General features: G+C 45.5%; 21 protein-coding genes. 17 read left to right on the top strand and 4 right to left on the bottom strand.

Annotation, left to right across the window (positions count from 1 at the left end):
- The first annotated feature begins 4 nt into the window (after positions 1-4).
- Positions 5-295, top strand: coding sequence for a dehalogenase (locus HX448_RS01735; RefSeq protein ID WP_102331404.1), 291 nt, complete (start codon positions 5-7; stop codon positions 293-295).
- 1253 nt (positions 296-1548) lie between these two features.
- On the opposite strand, the gene HX448_RS01730 is transcribed toward HX448_RS01735, so the two are convergent.
- The 4 genes from HX448_RS01730 to HX448_RS01715 form a co-directional block, all read right to left on the bottom strand.
- Positions 1549-1923 (bottom strand): hypothetical protein, encoded by a 375-nt coding sequence (locus HX448_RS01730; RefSeq protein WP_102331407.1) that lies wholly within the window; start codon positions 1921-1923, stop codon positions 1549-1551.
- Positions 1920-2195 carry a hypothetical protein gene (locus HX448_RS01725; protein ID WP_102331408.1) on the bottom strand — a complete coding sequence of 92 codons (276 nt, stop codon included), beginning with the start codon at positions 2193-2195 and terminating at the stop codon, positions 1920-1922. The genes HX448_RS01730 and HX448_RS01725 overlap by 4 nt, the downstream gene beginning before the upstream one ends.
- Before the next feature lie 123 nt (positions 2196-2318).
- Positions 2319-3149, bottom strand: coding sequence for a hypothetical protein (locus HX448_RS01720; protein WP_102331409.1), 831 nt, complete (start codon positions 3147-3149; stop codon positions 2319-2321).
- A gap of 27 nt (positions 3150-3176) precedes the next feature.
- Positions 3177-3443 (bottom strand): helix-turn-helix domain-containing protein, encoded by a 267-nt coding sequence (locus HX448_RS01715; protein ID WP_102331410.1) that lies wholly within the window; start codon positions 3441-3443, stop codon positions 3177-3179.
- A gap of 946 nt (positions 3444-4389) precedes the next feature.
- Between HX448_RS01715 and HX448_RS01710 the strand changes: the two genes are divergently transcribed.
- From HX448_RS01710 to HX448_RS01635, 16 genes are all read left to right on the top strand, one after another.
- Positions 4390-5928, top strand: coding sequence for a reductive dehalogenase (locus HX448_RS01710; RefSeq protein WP_102331464.1), 1539 nt, complete (start codon positions 4390-4392; stop codon positions 5926-5928).
- A 445-nt stretch (positions 5929-6373) separates the two neighbouring features.
- Entirely contained in the window at positions 6374-7924 is a 1551-nt protein-coding gene (locus tag HX448_RS01705; protein ID WP_102331411.1) for a reductive dehalogenase, read from the top strand.
- A 323-nt stretch (positions 7925-8247) separates the two neighbouring features.
- Positions 8248-9342 carry a radical SAM protein gene (locus HX448_RS01700; RefSeq protein WP_102331412.1) on the top strand — a complete coding sequence of 365 codons (1095 nt, stop codon included), beginning with the start codon at positions 8248-8250 and terminating at the stop codon, positions 9340-9342.
- 534 nt (positions 9343-9876) lie between these two features.
- A complete protein-coding gene (locus HX448_RS01695) occupies positions 9877-11457 on the top strand; it encodes a reductive dehalogenase (RefSeq protein ID WP_102331413.1) in 1581 nt (526 codons plus the stop codon).
- A gap of 339 nt (positions 11458-11796) precedes the next feature.
- A complete protein-coding gene (locus HX448_RS01690) occupies positions 11797-13287 on the top strand; it encodes a reductive dehalogenase (protein WP_102331465.1) in 1491 nt (496 codons plus the stop codon).
- Between the two features lie 11 nt (positions 13288-13298).
- Positions 13299-13577, top strand: coding sequence for a dehalogenase (locus tag HX448_RS01685; protein WP_102331414.1), 279 nt, complete (start codon positions 13299-13301; stop codon positions 13575-13577).
- Between the two features lie 662 nt (positions 13578-14239).
- A complete protein-coding gene (locus tag HX448_RS01680; protein WP_102331415.1) occupies positions 14240-14896 on the top strand; it encodes a sensor histidine kinase in 657 nt (218 codons plus the stop codon).
- 24 nt (positions 14897-14920) lie between these two features.
- Positions 14921-15652, top strand: a complete 732-nt coding sequence (locus HX448_RS01675; RefSeq protein ID WP_102331416.1) for a response regulator transcription factor — start codon at positions 14921-14923, stop codon at positions 15650-15652.
- Between the two features lie 77 nt (positions 15653-15729).
- Entirely contained in the window at positions 15730-16464 is a 735-nt protein-coding gene (locus HX448_RS01670) for a Dph6-related ATP pyrophosphatase (protein ID WP_102331466.1), read from the top strand.
- An 11-nt stretch (positions 16465-16475) separates the two neighbouring features.
- Positions 16476-17219 (top strand): radical SAM protein, encoded by a 744-nt coding sequence (locus tag HX448_RS01665; protein WP_102331417.1) that lies wholly within the window; start codon positions 16476-16478, stop codon positions 17217-17219.
- A gap of 41 nt (positions 17220-17260) precedes the next feature.
- Positions 17261-18007: a radical SAM protein gene (locus HX448_RS01660; protein WP_102331418.1), complete on the top strand. Its 747-nt coding sequence runs from the start codon at positions 17261-17263 to the stop codon at positions 18005-18007.
- Between the two features lie 25 nt (positions 18008-18032).
- The gene (locus HX448_RS01655) at positions 18033-18812 is read left to right on the top strand and encodes a radical SAM protein (protein ID WP_102331419.1); all 780 of its coding nucleotides are present in this window, start codon (positions 18033-18035) and stop codon (positions 18810-18812) included.
- Position 18813: 1 nt separating this feature from the next.
- Positions 18814-19557 carry an SAM-dependent methyltransferase gene (locus tag HX448_RS01650; RefSeq protein WP_162485809.1) on the top strand — a complete coding sequence of 248 codons (744 nt, stop codon included), beginning with the start codon at positions 18814-18816 and terminating at the stop codon, positions 19555-19557.
- Complete coding sequence (locus tag HX448_RS01645; RefSeq protein ID WP_102331421.1) at positions 19554-20294, top strand: radical SAM protein; 741 nt, start codon at positions 19554-19556, stop codon at positions 20292-20294. The genes HX448_RS01650 and HX448_RS01645 overlap by 4 nt, the downstream gene beginning before the upstream one ends.
- A gap of 13 nt (positions 20295-20307) precedes the next feature.
- Positions 20308-21264, top strand: a complete 957-nt coding sequence (cbiB, locus tag HX448_RS01640; RefSeq protein ID WP_102331422.1) for an adenosylcobinamide-phosphate synthase CbiB — start codon at positions 20308-20310, stop codon at positions 21262-21264.
- Between the two features lie 18 nt (positions 21265-21282).
- Positions 21283-21537 carry a hypothetical protein gene (locus HX448_RS01635; protein ID WP_102331423.1) on the top strand — a complete coding sequence of 85 codons (255 nt, stop codon included), beginning with the start codon at positions 21283-21285 and terminating at the stop codon, positions 21535-21537.
- Positions 21538-21561: the final 24 nt, after the last annotated feature.

Here is a 21561-nt window from a genome sequence, read left to right as displayed (position 1 = left end):
AATTATGCAGTACTTCATTCCCTTTGCACTAATTGGTGCAGTTGTAGCCTTGGGCATATTCGCATTTATTAAGTGGTTGCAAAGGAGAGGCCTAAAAGCGACCTGGTACGAGTGGTTGATAGGTGGCATCGGCTTGGTGCTGCTATTAACGGCGGTACAACATTTTTTTGGGGCCCGATCCGAGCTATTTCCTTACGCGGCATGGTTGGGCTTCTTAATAATTGGTCTGCCCGCACTCATCCTGTTAGCGGTTGCATGGCAGTTGATAACCAGAAGACAAAAAGCTAGTAGTTAGCGTAAAGCCTAAAAGGGGTGACGGGGCGCAATGCCCCGTCACCCCTTTTTAGGCTTCTCCAGCAAGAGTTGTCGGTGGTCTACAATTTAGTCAAAAGCTAACTGTTAAGGGAAAATGTCAGTAGATGAAAGGACTGACGTTGATAGCAAAAGAGCAGGCTAAACTGAGCATCGTGTGGAAAGAAGTACGTTTCGCAAGTTTAACTTATAGCTAACCGATTATCGTTCGTGTTTCAAAGAGAGTTCGACTATGCGAGGAGAACATAACTGTAGACGAGACGAGAGTTATGAGCTCTCGGTCCATCTAGTCCCTAACCAATCCATTTTCCGTCGCGTTTCATGGAGAGTCCGACTCTCCCCCGTCTTCACCATAAAAGCGAACCAATAAAGGTTCCTTTTTATCAGGGTTGACTTTAGCTTCGGTGGCTTATCTTTGGTATCTAGCGGACCTTTATTGAGCGAAACGCATCCCTCAGAGTTAATTTTGATCGTTTCGCGAAACTCCGGCATGACCCTAGTTGATAAACTATCCGACGGGTCGCTCCCAGTCGCGCTCGGGACAGCCCCCCTCGGAAATCGAGCTAACCAGGCCGTCGGATAACCTCGATGGGTCACCTCTGAGTAAATCTCCCGCCATAACCCGACCAGCCTCACTCGTGGACGGATAAGACCAACAGCCTAGTCAACCACGGCGTAAGTTGAATTTCTTCGCCGACGAACAGTTGCGCCCGGTCGGTCATTTTTCTACCGCATCTCCGGTCATTATCTGGTCAACCTTATGGCAATCCACACTAGAAACCAGATTAAGCATTAAAGTTTGAAATTGGTAACGGGTTAGTCGTTCTGAATAGTAAAAAACGCCGGTATCATGGTAGATGGCGACATGAATCTGACCGATTTGACCTTGATTCGACGGGATTTTGGCCAAAATTTGACCGGCGGATTTCGTTGATAGGAATGGCCGTGAGGCTTGAGTTGAGCACAAGCGGGGGGAAATAGGGCTTTGGGGAGTACAGGGTTCGTCGCTGCCGGAAGGTAGGTCTGAATCAACCTTCGGTTCACAAACTTAGATCGCGCGAATAGTGATCGTGTGAATGAGCAAACCGGTTTTCTCGGCGATCTCTAGCATCCGGTCCAGGGTTCCCAGAGCCTGGCCGGCCTCGGCCTGGGCTGCCAAGAGTTCCAGCGCCGCGATCAGACGGTCCCAGCTAACCCATTTACTGCCAACATCTATGTTAGAACTCGGAGCTACAATCAGGTCCGACCTATACTCACCATCCAGTCAGCTTCTCCATAGCGGCGCAGGCTCCGGTCGGCGTTTTCCAGCATATAGGATAAACCTTCTGATGGCTTATCAATCGTAGTCCCAACACTGATGATGTTTATAAGCACGTTACCAACAATATTTTCGAAGCTGCCAGGCTGCTGGCTTAGCGCCGTCCACGCTCTCTGCCGGGCCAGCGCCATGCGCTGGGCTTCGAGACTTGATATCAGGCAGGTCACCTTCAGGCTTTCGGCCCGGCGGCCTAACCGAGTAAGCTCACAACGCCCTTTCTCCGCCCGGCCTGTAAGCTCGGCCAGGGCGCTCTGAAAAAATCCTAAGACATCGGAACTTCCACCGGTCGTCATGGTCGTCGGCTCACGCGTTCCTTTATTTCTTCGAGTCCGGTCCTTAGCTCGGTCATCGATTGCTCAGCGCCGAGTTGCGCCTGTAACTGCTGGCCGACGATCGCCCCGGTCCGCGCTGCGGTCTCGACAAGATCCTTCACCCGATGCTCTGTAGCGCACACGCACTCACTGATCCGTTGGACTGCCGCATCAACTGTCTGGTTGATGATCCCGGTGGCCGCCTCGGCATCAGCTTTGATCTTGGCCGAAAGGCAAGACTCCTGATTCTTCAAACTTTCGATCCTTCCCGTAAGGGCAGCCTCCTCTTCTCTGAGGCACGCGCAGTGTTTCTCCTTCTCGGTAATGGCACACTCCAGGCCAGCAACGCTCCCAAAGTGTTCTAGCGCGGTGAAAAACTAGTCGGCGAATACTTCCGGGCTGGTGCCTTTGTCGGCGGCAAGCTCCAAGATGCAATTTCGCAGTTGAAAGAGATGGATCTCAGAGAAGCCGGTTTTATTGATTATCGCCAGGGCGGCTTGCTTGGCGCCGAGCTGTGCCGCAAGCTCCTGGTTTTTTACCGCCAGGTCCTGACGTTCGGCTTTAAGATGCATCTGGATCGCCTGCTCCTTCGCCACCTTGCCCTTGGCCGTTTCGATTTCACTGGTCAACGTTTCTAACTTTGCCTGTGCCTGATTGGTGGCTAGTTGCTTGGTGACCTTATCGGTTTCAAGCGTAGTTTCTTCTGCTATGAACTGTGCTTTCAGTTCCTGTAACGAGCTAATCTCCTTCTGAAGTCCGCCACGGGTTGCTTGATAATCATCGAGCTTGTGGCCAAGCTCGGTATAAGACGTCCCCTCGGATTGCTCCAGAGTATGAAGTCTGAAGGCTACCTTAAAAAAGTCCTGGGCTGGAAAACCGCCTGGGGCGAATTTCTTGACCAGATCGCCCAGGAGGTCCAGGGACGCCGGTTCGATGCCTAACTCAAGGCACCTCTTAAAGAAGACGCCACCAAGCAAGGCTTGAGCGGGCTGCAGCCCCTTTTTGTTAATTTCGACCGATACTTGGCGCAGGGTGACGACCTCTTCCATCGGGATTCCCAAAATCTTCAAGTCGCCGGATTTCAGATCACCGACGATGTCATTGATACTGCCGTGCGACACGTCGGCCTCGTCTTCGATCTCCTTGTATGTGTAGCCAAATACATAGAGCAGGCTGACCTCAAGGCGCTTTTCGTACGAATGCGGCATTGGTACCCCCTTTCGTTATCCGCTGACTCAGTACTCATCAGCAGTTATCGTTTCGGTGAGAAAAACAAAACGATTTTGGCCGGCTTCAGTCAAAAAATAGAAGTAACCTTTCGGGACGGCCGGGTTACGCTGGCGCCTGAGCAGTCCCTGCCGGCAGTAATGTCGCAACAGGGCCGAGGCGTTGGTCAAACTTAGATCGCATGCGAAGGCGACCTCTTGAGAAGTCATCCAGGCGCCCCAGACACCACTCTGAAAAGCCTCGAGGACACGGATTTTCGTCATATTTCTGGGCATTGTTTATATTCCTCCGACGGTTAGCGATTCATCACCCGGTACAGGACAATTTTTCACTCCTAAAATATAAAAAGCGGCTACCTTTCGGTTGCCGCTTTCTGTCTGTAAGGCACCGTGTCCGGTCTAACCGGACTCCTATATTCAATTTAGCTGATTACGATTATAGCAGGAAATCCTTATACGTCAATCTAATTTTTGATGCAATCCCTTAATGCCACAAGCCTGAAACATTTGAAGAAGATGTTTTATCGGCAGTCGACAATGAACCGAGGACCCCATACTGTAAGTTCGAGATGGATAAAAATCAAGAAAGCTTCTTAACATTAAGCAAAGCCCGCCCGGTCGGAGAGAATCGCGCTATCAACCTCCTACTTCACTAGGAGAAAGTCCGCAATATATGCTTTGGGAGTAATTACAGTGTTTGGGGGACATCCGATTTGGTACCTCGAACCTTTCTTAAGGACAACATTCAAAACTTCTTTTGAGGAAAACTTGGTTACCCGGTAGCCACTCCATTCGTACTAACACTAAGTAAAACATGGCTTATAACTAAGATCACACTCTCACAAAGACCCAGTAGCGATGCGTCTCGTTCAATCCGCCACTAGTTTTTAGATTCCATATACTTTAGTTACAAATACAATCCAAAATGCTGAGATAAATAGTCCTTTAGGACGATGTATCGTCAGTAGGGCGGGAGTATAACTACGCAAAAGGATACTGAAATTTATTTAATCATTAAAGGCTTTACGGATGCGGTTGCTAGAAAGAAAATCCTAACTCTACCTAAGTCAGTTTCTGGCGGCCTCACGTTTAGGCTATCGTTAATCGCAAGTTCGGGTTTTCAACGTGATGCAAATTACAGCGAGGATTTGCCTATGTATCAAAGACTCTCGGGAAAGACCGGGGTTACAATGAAAAGCGAAATTGTAAGAGAGAGGCCAAAATGTCAATTTATCACAGTACTTTAAATAGGCGGGATTTTATTAAAAATCTAGGTCTGGCTGGGGCTGGAATTGGTGCCGCGGCCGTCGCAGCACCGATGTTTCACGACTTGGACGAAGCAATCTCAGCACCCACGGCTGGCTGGAAGCGACCATGGTGGGTTAAATCTAAAGATGAGCCCACGGTAGAGATTGACTGGAGTCAAATAAAACGCTACGACCACAGAACTACAGCACACTCAGCGTATCCTAATGCACAGCATTGGGGTAAAGACAGGTGGATGGAAGCGGTAGCCCAAGGCAAGGTCAAAGACGCTGCTCTTAAAGGTACACCAGGCTGGGAACTCAGAGACTATGCTCTCTACTGGTGCGGTGACGCATTTGACCTCTGGCCAAAGAGAAGTCCACTTTGGATGGGTAGGACAGAGTTCAATAACACGCCGGAAAAATTGGGGTTTCCCAAGTGGCAGGGCACCCCTGAGGAGAACACTCGTATGGTTCGGGCAGCGGCAATTCACGTTGGTGCCACCCAGATTGGTACTGCCGAGCTAGCTGGGAATGAACGCAAACTCGTTTATACCTATAACAGAACCGGTCCAACGGGTTCTTCTACAGGGACCGGATGGATTGATAAATGGCCGCCGCCAGTTGGCAACTGGGTTAAATTTGAATTCCAGGATGTCGATGTAGGCTACACGGCAGCGATCGATGGTGTAGAGGATTCATTGTGCGTGTTGCCCGATAGACCCCTCTGGGATATCAGTGTAATGATACCGATGGCAAAAGAGTCCTGGCGCACCACCTCCGCCGATGAGATGTCATCGACAATGATTGCTTCTGAGGCGAATAAAGCCCGTTATCGTATGTTCCATCAATCTGTGTTACCTGGTCTTCAGAGCTTTATTAGGGCATTAGGCTACCATAGCTACGCCTATCCCAAAGGTGACGGACCGGGAGGCACTCTCCCTGCCGAAGCTAGCGCTGTACTTGGGGGTGTATCCGAAATGGGCCGCAGTAGTGAAATATGCATTAATCCTGAGTATGGGCCCGTTACCGGTTACTACAGCATTATTACCGATCTGCCCCTAGAACCCTGCAAGCCAATAGATGCCGGCATCTTCCGCTTCTGCCATACCTGTAGGAAATGCGCCGAGGCTTGTCCTTCAGGATCAATCTCCAAAGACAGTGAACCTTCTTGGGAGATACCCAATTTCGACTACAAGGTGCCAAACATGATTAACAATCCGGGTAAGAAGCTCTTCTGGTCGGATATGACCGCCTGCCAGGCGTCAAGCGGGTATTTTAACAAATGCAACCATCTCTGCCGGGGCGTGTGCACAATGAATGTCAACGCAGCAGCGATGATTCATGAGGTTGTCAAGGGAACGCTGTCCACCACGCCGGTTTTCAACGGTTTCTTATGGAACATGGGTAAGTCCTTCGGCTACGGGACATTATCTGCCGAAGACTGGTGGGAAATGGCGCCAGGCTTGCCAGCATGGGGTACATTCCCGACGCTTAACACGACTCGCGGGGTCTGATAAAAAGCGATCACGGACAAAGGAGCCGATTTTGATCGGCTCCTTTGTCTATTCTTCTTAGTTATCCAACAACTTGAAGGGCATTTTATCTCGCCATCGAACAAATTTTACTTCGATCAACATTTACAGATCGGAAACTTCCGCGCTAAGAAAAAATGTTCAACGCTGAGAATGTTCAACATTGAGTATGCATACTTTTGTTCATGCGCGAATCCAAAAAGCTTAGATAATTAGTCCTTAAGGACGATGTAAGTTTTAGTGATTGAAGGTATAAAAGGGCAAAAGTACTACGGTTTTGATCTTCTCATTTTCCCAGGTATTGATTGTGGATCAAGGGTGAGGTTTAGTCTAGCGAGGTAATTGCCTATCGATTCTTTGACTATCGGGAAAGACCGGGTGTCACTTGGGAAAAACTGATATTAATTAGCAGAAAGGGGAACTCTCGATGTCCAAATTCCATCACACAGTAAGTCGACGCGAGTTCATGAAAATCATCGGTCTAGCTGGTGCCGGAGTAGGCGGGGCTGCACTTGTCGCACCAACGTTCCATGATCTGGATGAGGTTATCGCTTCAGAATCGGGCGGGTGGAAACGCCCGTGGTGGATCAAATCAGTCGATGAACCCACGGTGGAAGTTGATTGGAGCCACATAAAACGGTACGACCATAGGATCATGGCTCACTCATCCTATCCTAATGCTCAGCATTGGGGTGCGGACAAATGGAGAGCAAACCGGGAAGAGAGTTCTAAGGCTAGCGCTGCTCGTGTTGGTACCAAAGGGAACACGCTAAGGGATACTGCGCTTGGTACGGCTGGTGGCTATTTTCAATCCTATAGGCCTCTGATACCATACCTCACCAAGAAACCTATCGAAGGCTGGATGGGTGTGACCCCGACGAACCCAGAAAAACTGGGCATGGCCAAATGGCAAGGGACTCCAGAAGAAAACACCAGGATGGTACGGGCAGCTGCCATCTGCTTTGGAGCTGGTAATATTGGAACCGCCGAACTGGCTGGGCATGAAAGAAACCTTGTATATACCCATACAAGAATTGGCCCAAAAGGCAATTCTACGGGAACACAATGGATAGACAACTGGCCACCACCTGCAGGTTACTGGAGGAAAATCGATTTTGAAAATGTTGATGTTGGCTATAACGCCCAGATCGATGGCGTAGATGATTGTCGTTTGGTATTACCTGACAGACCGCTTTGGGATATCTCGGTAATGATACCGATGGCTAGAGCATCCTGGAGCACCACCGGTACGGGTAATGACTCCACAAAACTCTCCTCGGAGTCCAACACCGGCCGCTACCGCATGTTCCATCAGTCGGTATATCCCTGTCTGCAGATGTTTATCAACATTCTAGGCTGGCACAGCTATGGTTACGGCGCGGGCGACGGACCTGGTGGAATGATGCCTTCCGAGGCTAGTGCAGTAGTTGGAGGCGTTTCCGAAATGGGTCGCAGTAGTGAGATTTGTATCAACCCCGAACACGGTCCAGTAACCGGCTATTACAGCGTGATTACCGATCTGCCCCTGCAACCTGCCAAACCAATAGATGCAGGTATTTTCAGATTTTGTCACACTTGTCGAAGGTGTGCCGAATTCTGCCCAAGCCAAGCGATCTCTCACGAAGCTGAGCCCAGTTGGGATATACCTAAATTTGACTACCTCGTACCGAATATGATCAATGCTCCGGGGAAGAGGCTATTCTGGACCAACACGACGCAATGCCAAGGCTTTTCAGGGATCAATGGGTGCTCGCAGGTCTGTAGAGGTATCTGCACCATGAACACTGAGACTGGTGCAATGGTTCATGGTTTGATCAAGCAAACGGTTTCAACGACCAGTTTATTCAATGGGTTCTTCTGGGAAATGGGCAAGACCTTCGGTTACGAATTAATGGATGCAGACACGTGGTGGGAGATCGCTCCGGGCTTGCCGACCTGGGGCACTGGTATTACTGATTGGTCAAGTTCTTTAAGGTAAAGCCCGGGTGAACCTGTTCTCGTTATAGATCAATGGAAAGGGAGAGCTTTAAAAATCTCTCCCTTTCCATTTTATCGATGGGGTAATTAAGTTTATTAAATCGGTCATTCCAAAAGGGCTCCCAGGTTTCTTAGATCGTGAGGGATATGATTTCTACCGTGGCATTTTCATCAGTTACTTTTGGTGAATGGTAAGAGTGCCGGGTTCATTTCGATATATTTTGTGGCTCCATTATATTCATTATAATATTATAAACTCTATGGTTAATGATACAAGCATAATATATATATCTAATACCATATACAATTAGGAGAATTAATCAAATGATACGGATTATCCCAATTCAAACAGCCTATAAGACAAAGATTGAACGACAAGAAAAACTGAGCGGACTCAAATTCAAATGCCACGGGAGTTGTGCTTTTATAGGAGAAGATGTCTCTCCGGGATGTTATGAATGTTTTCATTCCGATGCATATTGTTGTGGATTTATGCTCGGTAGGGACGTCGGACTGCCAGATGTGTGTAACAAGAATTGTGTTTATTGCTTCAAACCTCACTTGGTTCAACAGAACTATGCTGTACCTAGTGGCTGGAGAGTGCAAGATGTTGGAAAAGATGCCGCTAGAAAATTTCTGATTGCAGAAAAGGACAAAATTACTACTCATTGTAAAATGCAATATTATCAGTTTACTGGCTTCTGTGAACCATTATTTTATCTCCCCGTTATTGAGCAATGGATGAGATTCTTCAGGGAAGAAATTGACCCTTTGATGGGGACTAAAGGATGGGCAAAGATCTACACAAATGGAACTCTGCTACACCTGGATAATATCCTGAAGCTAAAGGATATGGGATTTGATGAAGTGAGAATTCATCCGGGAGCATCAAACTTCTCCAAGGAAGTCTACGATAATATGAGACTCGCGGTTAAGCATATTCCGACGGTTACTGTTGAAACACCTTCTTGGCCTCCTCATCGAAATAAACTGTTTGAAATGCTACCGATTATCGAAGACATTGGCGTTAAACATCTGGACATCTGCCAGATTGAAATTTATAGCGCAGAACAGTTAGAAAAAATAGTGAAAACCGTAGGCGATGTTGAGCTCTACCAGGCCTTTTATCCCATGATGGATGACGGAGGTCTAGTAGAAGATATCATGAGGGAAGTTTTGGATAAAGGCTATTCATATTCGGTGATTGACTGCAACGGATTTGTTAAACAGAGTAAGAATGCTCTAACCGGCAATAGTTATTGGAGTGTTCTGGCTGGAAAGTATCCTCCAGAGTGGGAGAAACAGAGACATGATAGAAGGCTGAAATGTGATAGGAATGAAATCAATCCTGAAAAGTCAAGTGAGGAGAGTCGTTATTCGGTTGATGACATCGTCTCGCTATTAAAGGAAAATGCATAGGCCTACCAATCTCCCATCGATAGGCTGGGGTAGTGCGGAGCAATACCTACTTGAATCACGTCGGTTCATTTTCTTAATCCACTATTTTCAATTATTTATACTTTAGTTATAATCATAATCCAAAATGCTTAGATAAATAGTCCTTTGGGACGATGCATTATTGATGAATTGGGGATATAAAAAAGCAGAAGATGTCTAATAATTTTAATCATTGAAGGCTCATAAACCTTTGCGAAAGGGGGTAGCCTATCGATTCTGAAGCACTAGACCTAGCGAGGTTTGGTGCTTTTTGTGTTTTTGGGAACCCAAATAAAACCGGCGGCCTGGGCGAGAGGCCGCCAGAAAGGAAGGTATCAAGACTGCCGGTTAAGGGTCAGTGTTTAATAGCCTTCCGTATTGTCTATTATCAGGTGGCAAGTGAATCCCTGTCAAAGTTCCGGGTCCAAATCCGCGAGGTGAGTTAATTCGTGCATATCTTAGGTTCACGGATAAGAATGAAAGCAATAGATCGGAGAAACTTAAAGGAGGTTATAAGTGTCCAAATTTCATAGCATAATTAGCAGGCGGGAGTTCATGAAGGCATTGGGATTAGCGGGAGCGGGTGTAGGAGCTGCGGCGGCTTTAGCACCAACTTTTCATGATATCGATGAACTGATATCTTCAGGAAGCCCAGGGTGGAAGCGACCTTGGTGGGTCAAGGAAAAAGATGAACCCACGGTAGAAATTGATTGGAGTCAAATCAAACGATTTGACCACCGATTGACCAGCCACTCTAATTATGTCAATGCACAACATTGGGGTGCAGACGAGTGGAAAAAAATACTCGCCGAACAAAAACAGTATGCAATTGATTCTCTAGGGAAAAAGGGCTTTACGGTAAGGGACTATGCCCTTAATGCCGGCGGTCACGTATTTCGTACAATTGGTTCGAGAAATACCTTTTTGGGTGTTTTGCAAACACCGACTAATGAAAACATACTCGGACCGGGGATAGGACTGCCGAAATGGCAAGGGACTCCCGAAGAGAATAGCAAAATGATTAGAGCTGTGGCGAAAACCTTCGGTGCGGCGCAGATTGGTTGTGCTCACTTAGGACCCGACGAGAGAAAGCTAATATATACCTATAATAGAACTGGGCCTACCGGTAGTTCAACCGGAGCGAACTGGATTGACGGCCCCTGGCCGCCACCTGCAGGAAATTGGAGAAAATTCGATTTCGAGGATGTCGCCGTAGGTTATGAGACTCCTGATGGGCAAAGATGTGTTTTACCGAATGGAGACCTGTGGGATGTAAGCGTGTGTATTCAAATGTCCAGACCGGGTTGGCGTACAATCTCATTTGATCCGGGAGGGAAGTCCACAATCGCGGCTGACTCCAACGATGCGCGTTATCGTATGTTTCATGAATCAATTCTACCCGGTCTCCAAACCTTTTTATGGGGGATTGGATACCATGGCTATGGATACTGTTCGCGGGTGCAGGCTAGCTCTAAGCCGGGACAACTTCCAACAATAATCGCCGACCAGCCCGGTGGGTTAATGCCTGCTGAGGCTGGCGCAGTATTGAGCGGCCAAGGTGAAATGGGGCGATCAAGCGAAGTAACGATCACGCCTGAGTTTGGCCCGGTTTCCGGCTTCTACAGCATTCTTACAGATTTGCCATTGGCATCTAGCAAGCCAATAGATGCTGGAATCTTCAGGTTTTGCCATAGTTGCCGCAAATGTGCGGATTCTTGCCCCGCCCAGGCAATATCCTTCGACGCCGAACCTTCGTGGGAAATACCCAGATGGGATTATAAAGTTCCAAGTCTTGATAATAACCCGGGGAAGAAACTCTTCTGGACTGACTTGACCAGTTGTCAGGCAACAAGAGGGAGGACGGGCTGCATCCAATGCCGGCCGATCTGTGCGTTCAACACTCATGATGCTGCCATGATCCACCAGCTGGTTAGAGCAACAGCAGCCACCACCGGGATGTTCAACAGCTTCTTTTATCAGATGAGCAAGTCTTTCGACTATGGATTCGTTGATGCCGAGGATTGGTGGGACATCGCTCCCGGTCTTCCGTCATGGGGCGTAGACAACACTTTGAATGCATGGAATGCAGCGGATTAGCCCTAAACGATCTTTAGGAATAGGCTGGGATGTTCCATCCCAGCCTATTTATTTGGTTTTTCATCCAAAACCAAATTAACAATTGGGGGGAATAAATTCTTACATTCGAATATATACCTTAGTTTTGTGGAAAATCCAAAATGCTTAGATAAATAGTCCTTAAGTACGATGCGAAAATAATAATGTGCCTATATCTTAGAGTAAGAGTTACACAGGAATTAGTATCTTTTCTCAACCCTGTTCCGAAAACGTTAAAGTCTTCGAATGATAGTTGGCATTAAAGATCGGATGGCAATCGGGAAAGACCGATGCAGGCGAAAGAATTGATAGGGGGTTAGAATGTCGACATTCCACAGTACAGTTACGCGACGCGAGTTCATGAAAGGGCTCGGCTTAGCCGGCGCTGGTGTCGGAGCGGCCTCACTGACTAGTCCAGCATTTCATGATCTAGATGAATTATTGTCTTCCCCTAGTTATAACAAGCGTCCTTGGTGGGTAAAATCCAGGGAAATAGGCAATCCGACCACCGACATTGACTGGAGCATGATGGATGGTTCGTTTGACCAGCGCCTCGAAGCTCACCATATTCATACCCATGCTCTATACATCGGTTTCGATGAAATGGAAGCATTAGAATCACAGAATAAACGCGCTAATGAAGAATTGGCCAACATGAAAGCCAATGTTCCAGGTTATAGTCACCCGACTTACGCTCTTGATAAGGCTTCTCCTGGTGGACCGACGAAAACGTGGACTGGATCAAAAAAGGTTAAGAGCCCTGAGGAACTAGGTGTACCCAGATGGCAAGGTTCGCCCGAAGAGAATAGTAAACTTCTTCATGCCGCGACCAGACTATGGGGCGCCAGTCAAATAGGCATATCAACCGTTGACTCCAATTCAAAAAAGATGCACTTCAAATATCTGAAAACGGGTTCGGAAGGATTACTCGGTAGAGAATGGCCACCCCCACTTACTGTGTCTAAAGAATTCAAGTGGGTGAACGAGGACGTTGGTTACGAAAACACAACCTCGATTACCTTGCCCGGCAACAAACAAATGTACCTTATCGGTATAGTCACTCCGATGTCCAAAGAATTATGGAGGCGATCACCTTCAATTTTCAAGAACATAGCCAACGGCACACGAGGACTGCGTAACGGTCCGTTAGCTCAAGGACCACATGCTTTCCTATACGGATTAGGGTATCACTACTATACACATATGTCTGATGGCAATGATCCCATATCTAGCCCCGCAGCATGTATTATGGGTGGCGCCGCCGAAATGGCTAGGCAAGACAATTTTTGTTTTACGCCTGAAGATGGTTCATGTGTCGGTACCTTTGCGGCTTGGACTGATATTCCGCTGGCCCCAGAAGCACCGATTGATGCTGGCATGTTTAAGTTCTGCGCTACTTGTGGAAAATGCGCTGAATTCTGCCCATCCAACTCAATCTCTCGCGAAAAGGAACCGACCTGGGAAATCCCTCTATCGCGCGGAAAGGAACGTGTATATCACTTCCCAGGTAAAAAGGCATATTGGTGTGATGGTGATACATGCCACTTATACTATGCTTACAACGCCGGCGGTTGCGGCATATGCTACGGCACATGTAGCTTTAACGTTGACACAAGCGCCATGATCCACAAACTGTCAAAAGGTATGATCTCGACCGTGCCACTGTTCAATGGCTTCCTGTTCAACATTAGTAAAAGCTTTGGGTATGGAGTTGTTCCCCCCGAAGAAATGGAGAGTTGGTGGGATTTATCGCTACCGTCGCTCGGTTCCGATACATCCATCGAAGCCTGGGACATCGGATACAATAAATAGGAGGATTTATCATGTGGTTCTTTGTAGCATTGGTAGTTGGAGCTGGCCTTGTGGGTATAGCTTGGTGGCTCAGCAAACGTAATATATCCCTAAAATGGTACGATTGGTTAATTGGAATCGCGGGTTTGTTATTACTTATGTTTACAATCCAAAACGTATTAGAAGCAGTCGAAGAGCGGGTCACAAAAGCCCCGATGATGTTATTGCTTGTGACGGGGTTACCGGCTCTTATCTTGTTGGCTATTGCATGGCAATTGGCAGTTCGCAGAGCGCGTGGAGCAAAAGCCTAGATTGAAGTAATTTCGTCGTCTAGGGGAGAAACGTTTGGGTTTCTCCCCTTTTCATTTAAGAACTAGCATCTTTACCAGTACCTACAACTTCTTACAATATCTCGGTTTTCAATTCGTGAGATTAAAAACCAACCGAGAGAACATTTATGAAAAGGGGGCTCTTCAGCAGGGAAGCCCCCCTTCTCACAGGGGAGCTTTGTTTATAACAGGGCGCTCTGCTAATAGTTTTTCTCGCTAAACGTTCGCCTCCCTTGCTCCTTACAGCCGCAGATTATGGAAGTCCCAGTACTAATCCATTGGCCTTAAGTACAATAGCGGTCTAAGCATAAATGCTGATTTTTCTAGGATAGCGAGCTTCAAAACGGATTAATTAGTATAATTTAATGTATATTAACTACATATTAACCTAAACATTGGTTATCATTCTTTACAACCGATTAGTACCCTAGACGATTTAGTTGTTGTGAGCTGGTGTTCATAACCCAGCTCACAACAACACCAGACTCCAACCCGAGTGATTATTCCTTCCCTTCGCTAACACAGTGATGGATTCGCTCGCCTTTATCAGCTTGAGGTGGATATGAGATCAAATCTGAGCCAAAATGACAGTGTGGGACCAATCCCATATCAAACTATAAAATATATTTCAGGATGATTTTATTATGATCTGCACAAGGCAATCACAAATACCTGAAATCAGTATCGGTTATGTTCAAGCCCAAGAACGAGAAAGAGAATCTATAGCATTAGAAATCCATGATCGGATAATTCAGCCTCTCACCGGAGTATTCCACGAACTTGAAACCCTCGAGATGCTAGATCATCCGGATACGTGCGAGATGATTCGAAGAATCCGTGCAAACGTTAAATTCACCATACAAGAAACACGAGATGTCATAAATGGTATTTATCCTTCTACCCTCGCTAAGTACCATCTTATCTCTCTAATTACCAATGAATTGGACGCCCTAAATGGGCATGAGGGATTTGAATGTCATCTCAAGATTCAGTGCAATACAGCAAATTTATGTCAAACCTCCGAAATCACTCTCTATCGCGTATTTCATGAAGCTATCTTCAACATCAAACGACATGCGCGCGCAACAATTATTTTTGTTTCCCTATGTCGAATAGGATCGAGCATCAGAATGCTAATCGAGGACAACGGTAATGGATTTAACATTGAGAAAGCATTACAAAATCCAAGACCAAGCGGATTAAAAAGTATGAAACATCGGATAGAAATGGTGGGTGGCACCTTCTTGGTTAGAAGTAACGAAAATGGGACGGCTATCGAAGCGTTGGTCCCGATCCAGTAGTGATCCATTCGATTTGGTACGTAAATGGATTCGACATTAGTTTTAAAACAATTGAATTTTCGCAAGGATGAAACCAAACCAATAATGGTGCTACTCGTCGACGACCACGAAATTGTGCGCAATGGATTGAAAATGATCCTGCAAAATCAAACCGACATAGAAGTCATCGGTGAAGCATCAAATTGTGACGAAGCGATTGAGCAGATTCGCACAAAACAACCCGACGTTATTTTATTGGACGTAAAGATGCCTGGAAAAGACGGCTTTGCAACAATGGAAGAGATCAAAAAAGTTGGCTGTGAATCCCCAATCCTGTTGCTTTCCGGTTATAACTACGAATTCTTCGCGCAGGATGCAATCGAAAGCCAATCTTCGGGTTTCATCACAAAAGATAGCACTAAGGATTTTATCTTGAATTCCATAAGGCTTGTGGTCAGGGGTGGTTTGGTTTGGGAAAGAGATATTTTCCGTAAGGCAATATCTAACTTGAAATTGCAGCAAAAAATGCAATTAAACAACGAAAAACTCGAAAACGAAGCCCCTCTTCTGACTGAACTGCTGTCTCCCAGAGAGCAAGAAGTGCTGCAATTCCTATCTGGGGGTGCCGCCAATAAGGAAATAAGCAGATCATTATCGCTATCGGAAATTAGTGTAAAGAAATTGGTCGCCAGCATCATTCACAAATTGGGAGTGAAGAACCGCACCCAAGCAGCCTTGGCTGTCAATAAATACACCATCAAAGATCATTTCGGATAATCAATGCGGTCACCGTTTTAGGAGATTTTGGTATCTATCACCAGGGCATCGAATATATGAAGGAGAAACTAGGACAGATGGACGTTTTCGTTTCGTGGAGCGGAGGCAAGGATTGCACTTTATCATGTTATCGGGCAATCAATGCCGGGCATAACGTCCGTACTCTCGCGAGTATGGTAACTACGGAAATGGGGCGTTTGTATCCGCATCATCTTATGCCGGAAATATTGGAGGCACAAGCCAAAGCGATGGATATCCCTTTAAGGATCCAATGGACATCCAGCGCACAATACACTGAGAGCTATATTAAAATGCTCAAAGATTTTCGTCGAGACGGTATTACCGCAGGAGTATTTGGGGACGTAAGTCTGGGAAATCCAGATGCAAAAGATCATCTCACTTGGATCAAACGGGTATGCCAGGCTGCCGACATGGAAATCATATTGCCTCTTTGGGATGAGAACAGGGTTAGCATTTTGAGTGACTTGATCGAATCAGGCTTCAAAGCCCTCATTATTGCGTCCGACGACAATAAACTCGGTAATAATTGGATAGGTAAAATCATGGATTGGGAGATGCTGAGGGATCTCCAAAACCTTCACTCAAATTCTCATAATGGAGAGGTCGGTTGTTATCATACACTTACAATAGACGGCCCCCTGTTTAAGAACCGACTTGACATTCGAAAATCTAATTTAGTATTCCGGGAATATGGTCTTTTCGATGGAAAGCCAACCAGATGTCCTTTTTGGTATTTAGATATTGAAAATTGTGCCTTAGCCGAAAAGATGGAGATGGCTACCATTTTGTAAGATTTAACTGTATGAAGACAAACATATACCATATAACCTATACCCCAGAGACTTCGAGCGCTTCACTTCGTTTTTGGGGTTGCAATATGACCTGCCAGGGTTGCCTTTGTAAAGAGGGGATATTTGATCACCTGCTGAAAGAATATCGAACCGGCAAAGAGTCTCAGACCCAACAATTCAAACCGAGTCGATTCCTCGACCTTGAAGAAGTCGATCGCCAACTATCTTCTCTAAACCTGAAGCGCATATTCTTAACCGGTGAGGAAGCAACCATTGACCCACATTATGCTGAAATCACAGCAGATTTCCATGCCCGATATCATACAGAGAACATTTTATACACAAATGGATTCTTCAAACCCAGTACTGAAAATACGGATAGCGTCGAAATCGGAATCAAGGCAATTTCTGACGATTTACACAAATGGTACACAGGACGAGACGTCAATATCGTTAAACAAAATTTCATTAAGTATTACGAGGATGGCATCAATCTTACGGCGGCGACCATCTTCATACCAGGATTGGTGGAGAAAGAGGAAATCGAAAAGGTTGCTCGATTTATATCAAGTGTTGATAAGAAAATTCCGTATTTCGTGTTGCCCTATTTTCCAGCCGGCAATAATCCCTGGCGTAAAACTAACCTCACAGAAATCGAGCAAACGGTCCAGGTCGCGTCCAAATACCTTTATAATGTGTCCGGCTGCCAGGGCACCGAGCAGGAAATTTTGTTTGATGTGCAGCGGGTAGTTTAAATCCGCTTATTATTCGTCCCCCCCAAATCACAACCATTTATATGAAGACAAAAGTTTACCATATTTCATATGCGCCGGTTGCCAAAGAGGCGACAATCTTCTTTTGGGGATGCAATTTCCGATGTCGCGGTTGTTTGTGCCAAAAACAAATATACAATTTTCTGCTGAAAGAAAATCTTGATCAATTCCGAGCCGAACCCACCACAATCGCCAGCCCTCCACAAGTATTTTTGGAAATATCTGAGATAGTAGACATTCTTAAGACAGTCGAACTAGAAAGAGTTTACCTTGAAGGCCAGGAAGCTGGTATTGATCCAGAATATGGCGAATTAACAAAAACCTTGCACTCTACTTTCGGTTGTCAAAACCACCTGCTTACGAATGGTTTCGAGATTCCCAACATTCAAAACACGGACAAGATTGCTTTTGGGATTAAGGCGATCACGGATAATTTGCATAAGGAATACACGGGACAATCCAACGTAAAGGTACTACAAAACTTCAAACGTCTATACAATTCAGGGATTAAGCTCGCTGCGACATCGGTGTTTATCCCTGAATATATTGCGCTGCCAGAGATCGAGAAAATCGCTCAATTCATTGCGAGCGTAGATAAGCAAATTCCATATGTTATGCTACCTTACCTCAAAGCGGGCCACAATCCATGGCGACGGCCAAATCCCCTTGAAATGGCTGAAGCAGTATCCGTGGCGAAAAGGTATCTTGAAAATGTTCACGGCTGGGGAGGCGACGAAACGATGGAATATGAATTGGTCAGACTTTTTTAATGAATAGGAATGCGATGATCGCCATATGCTAACTAATATATATCACATCACTTATGCACCCTCAACAAAAGCTGCCAGTCTATTTTTCTGGGGTTGTAACTTGAATTGCAAAGGGTGTTATTGCCAACGAAGAGTTTTCAGTTCGATGTTGGGCGATTGCGTAGGCTATAACCTCCAACAACCTAAGATGGCAATACCGCCAACACAGTTCTTAACCTATGATCAGGTAATGGAAATACTAAGTAGAGTGGAGTTAGAAGAGGTGACATTCGAAGGTCAAGAGGCTTCGACGTTTCCCTTCTATGGTCACTTGTCTGAAGAAATTTCAAAACGATTTGCTAGCCGTAATTTACTTCTTACAAACGGCTACGAACTCCCTGACCTCAGGTCCACCCACAAGATTGGTTTTGGGCTTAAAGCTGTCAGTGATGAAATTCATCGAGACTACACTGGTGTCTCGAACGCTCGTATCATAGAAAATTTGCGGAAACTCTATCGTTCAGGGAAGGACTTGGTTATCGAATCGGTCTTCATCCCGGGATACATCGACTTGGAAGAAACGGAACGTATCGCAGAGTTTATTTCAGGGATAGACAAAAACCTATTGTACATTATACTGCCCTATTTCCAGGCTGGAAATAACCTTTGGAAACGTCCTACGCCTGACCAAATGGAGCAGGCTACTAACATCGCGAAGCGCCACCTCAACAGGGTATTAGCATTTACGGGCGAAGAGCAGCTCAAATATGAGGTTGTAAGCCTCTTTCCAGATCCTGTTATCAATGAATACTTGGAAGATGGATAGAATGGACATTAGCCCTACGAGCCAGGTTGAGCCTAAACCACGGGCTTACGTGATGGGTATAACGGGATCGCCATATCTTTGCGATAAGGCAAAGGAAATTCTTAAGGTGGCGGATATAATCGTCGGATGGCAGGCATCGATTTCCATCGTTGAGTCGCTAATTTTAGATAAAATGATATTTATCCAGGATCCCACCCAATATAGGGAAATTCTAAAAACAGCGACTCGTTACGCAAAGCTGCACAACCAAAACATTGTTCTTCTCGTTCTTGACGATCCCTTAGTTTATTCGGTTCCCGTTCAATATTTCCAAGAAACGTTCGAGGATTTTACACTTGATTTTGTCCCATGCTCTAGCAGATTTCAACTCGCAGCGGCGGCGGCAGGCGTATCGTTAGAAAATACTTTAATGGTTGTTTTCAGTCCAGATAAAAACGGTGGAATCGATCTTGATTTACTTGAAACCAACCGAACTCGAATGATTCAAGCTTTTAATCAGGGGAGTAATGTAATTATTTCTAGTGATATCGAACAGTCTACTGAAGATATAGCCGAGTTTCTTCTCTCACAAAAAGTCGATCGAACAACTCAAGTACTTCTTTGTGAGGAACTGGCTACGCCTGCAGAAAAGTTGAGTTGGACAACTTTAGGAGCAAGTGCTTCTTATAATTCCCATTGGAACACCATAATGGTTATCCCACAAAAAGCAAGCCAAAACGAAAAGGTTAAGAGCCAGATCAGATGAACGTGTTCCAGGTCACTTATGAGGCTAAAAGACACATACTCGATTTGCATTTTTGGGGCTGCAATCTAAATTGTAAAGGGTGTTACAAACGATTCTATCGAGATGATCTTGGGCTTCTAGACAATGATTTTATTGACTTCAGCAAGATGAGCGTCATCGCCGAACCGGATCGTTTTTTTTCTAATGATGAAGTGTTGCTTAAAACAGAACATCTTGATCCTCACTACACCATCTTTATGGGTAAGGAGGCGTCTCTTGATCCAGATATGCCAATTTTAGCAAGGGCTATACACGACCGTTTCAAATCAACAAATATACTTCTCACCAATGGACTTACTTTGGCTGACGTAAATGCAATAGACGAGATTATTTTCAGTTTTAAAGCATTCAATCCTGAAATCCACAGGAAATATACTGGACAAACCAACGAACAAATACTCGATAATTTCAAAACCCTCTGCGCGATGGAGAAGCAGATTCAGGCAGAAATCGCCTATATTCCCGGATTGGTAGAAACACATGAGATAGAACAATTAGCCAAGTTTATCGCAGGTGTTAACGATCAAATAATTTTTAGAGTGACATCGTATATCTCTGTACCAAGCGCTCCCTGGCCTTCGGCAACAAGGCCTCAGGTTGAATCGGCAGTGGCTAGAGCCAAAGTGTACTTGCCAAACGTTGACCAAGTAACTTCAGACATGAGAGATAAGTCATGGAAACCGGTAACAATTCTCTAACGAGGTTTTTCTCATGAGTTACGAAAACGTGATCATATTATTGCTGGCGATCCTACTTGATTTGGTGGTTTCTGAACCTCCATCCATTATACATCCGACGGTTTGGACTGGTAAGATCATTGCCATTTTAGAAAAATTCGGCTTGGAAATCCGTTCTAAAATTTGGCAATTTGTTTTTGGGGCACTCGGTTCCTTGTTCCTGATCCTAGGCTTGGGGTACTTGAGCTTCCTAATTCTCGCCTATGCCTCAGGATTCGGAATCTTGGTTTATGTTGTACTTGGAAGTGTATTATTGAAACCTGCATTTTGTCTCAGATATAGCTGTCGACTCTCTTTGCTTGTCAAAATTTTTCTTGAAAATGGTCAAGTTAACAATCCTTCAAGTGCCGCTGTCGATATCAGATATCTTCTGTCGACCGTTGAAATAAAGGGCGGCGAAGAAATTAGGCCTGCGATCATATCCTCCACGATCAGATCGCTTGTTGAAAATGCTTCAGACTTTTTTGTGGCACCACTTTTTTATTTTTTGATCCTAGGTGTACCTGGCGCAATTGCTTATCGGGTTGCAAACACGCTTGATGGCATGATCGGTCATCGAGGGAAATATGAATACCTCGGTAAGTTTGCTGCGCGGTTCGACGACATACTTAACTTCATCCCGTCCCGATTAACAGGTTTACTCTTCGTGCTGGGGAGTTGGATATTGGGCTATAATACCAGGCAATCTTGGAAAATTATGTTGAGGGATCACTCTAATACAGAAAGTCCTAATGCTGGTTGGCCTATGTCCGCTACTGCTGGAGCGTTAAATGCAAGATTGGATCGATCAGGGTATTACTCTCTTGGTGACGCGATCAATCCACTAACATCGGAAACGATCTTACATTCAGTAAAATTATTTAGAACTGTTGCCGCATTCGATATTTTAGCCAGTGCTAGTGTCATATATTTGCTATACTTGCTTCTATAAAACGAGAGGTAAAAATAAATGGCGAGAGAAATGACCCATTGTTTCGTAAAAATTCCTGTTAAACGGCTCGATGACGATAATCTCGATAAAGTCCGCAGCCTTGAACGCAAACTGGGTTTACAATTAATTGCTTTTAACTCAGACAGAAGTGAATACGCTGAATTGGATGAAAATCAATTGAGGGAAATTGAAGCTTTAGGCAAAGAAATTGATGCAACGATTGTTGCGTATAAAAGTCTTAGAAGCCCAACACCAAGAGCTCCAGCATGTTAGCTTAAAATGTAATGGTTGATATTC

Source organism: Dehalogenimonas etheniformans, from assembly GCF_014672715.2.
GTDB lineage: Bacteria > Chloroflexota > Dehalococcoidia > Dehalococcoidales > Dehalococcoidaceae > Dehalogenimonas > Dehalogenimonas etheniformans.
The sequence above is the reverse complement of the archived record's forward strand: the minus strand, read 5'-3'. Positions and strand labels throughout refer to the sequence as shown.

Coding starts and splice junctions, on each gene's coding strand:
- HX448_RS01710 (WP_102331464.1), top strand. CDS start 4,390: ATGTCAATTTATCACAGTACTTTAAATAGGCGGGATTTTATTAAAAAT.
- HX448_RS01665 (WP_102331417.1), top strand. CDS start 16,476: ATGAAGACAAACATATACCATATAACCTATACCCCAGAGACTTCGAGC.
- HX448_RS01705 (WP_102331411.1), top strand. CDS start 6,374: ATGTCCAAATTCCATCACACAGTAAGTCGACGCGAGTTCATGAAAATC.
- HX448_RS01700 (WP_102331412.1), top strand. CDS start 8,248: ATGATACGGATTATCCCAATTCAAACAGCCTATAAGACAAAGATTGAA.
- HX448_RS01680 (WP_102331415.1), top strand. CDS start 14,240: ATGATCTGCACAAGGCAATCACAAATACCTGAAATCAGTATCGGTTAT.
- HX448_RS01675 (WP_102331416.1), top strand. CDS start 14,921: ATGGATTCGACATTAGTTTTAAAACAATTGAATTTTCGCAAGGATGAA.
- HX448_RS01730 (WP_102331407.1), bottom strand. CDS start 1,923: ATGACGACCGGTGGAAGTTCCGATGTCTTAGGATTTTTTCAGAGCGCC.
- HX448_RS01660 (WP_102331418.1), top strand. CDS start 17,261: ATGAAGACAAAAGTTTACCATATTTCATATGCGCCGGTTGCCAAAGAG.
- HX448_RS01720 (WP_102331409.1), bottom strand. CDS start 3,149: ATGCCGCATTCGTACGAAAAGCGCCTTGAGGTCAGCCTGCTCTATGTA.
- cbiB (WP_102331422.1), top strand. CDS start 20,308: ATGAGTTACGAAAACGTGATCATATTATTGCTGGCGATCCTACTTGAT.
- HX448_RS01645 (WP_102331421.1), top strand. CDS start 19,554: ATGAACGTGTTCCAGGTCACTTATGAGGCTAAAAGACACATACTCGAT.
- HX448_RS01650 (WP_162485809.1), top strand. CDS start 18,814: ATGGACATTAGCCCTACGAGCCAGGTTGAGCCTAAACCACGGGCTTAC.
- HX448_RS01690 (WP_102331465.1), top strand. CDS start 11,797: ATGTCGACATTCCACAGTACAGTTACGCGACGCGAGTTCATGAAAGGG.
- HX448_RS01655 (WP_102331419.1), top strand. CDS start 18,033: ATGCTAACTAATATATATCACATCACTTATGCACCCTCAACAAAAGCT.
- HX448_RS01735 (WP_102331404.1), top strand. CDS start 5: ATGCAGTACTTCATTCCCTTTGCACTAATTGGTGCAGTTGTAGCCTTG.
- HX448_RS01685 (WP_102331414.1), top strand. CDS start 13,299: ATGTGGTTCTTTGTAGCATTGGTAGTTGGAGCTGGCCTTGTGGGTATA.
- HX448_RS01635 (WP_102331423.1), top strand. CDS start 21,283: ATGGCGAGAGAAATGACCCATTGTTTCGTAAAAATTCCTGTTAAACGG.
- HX448_RS01715 (WP_102331410.1), bottom strand. CDS start 3,443: ATGCCCAGAAATATGACGAAAATCCGTGTCCTCGAGGCTTTTCAGAGT.
- HX448_RS01670 (WP_102331466.1), top strand. CDS start 15,730: ATGGACGTTTTCGTTTCGTGGAGCGGAGGCAAGGATTGCACTTTATCA.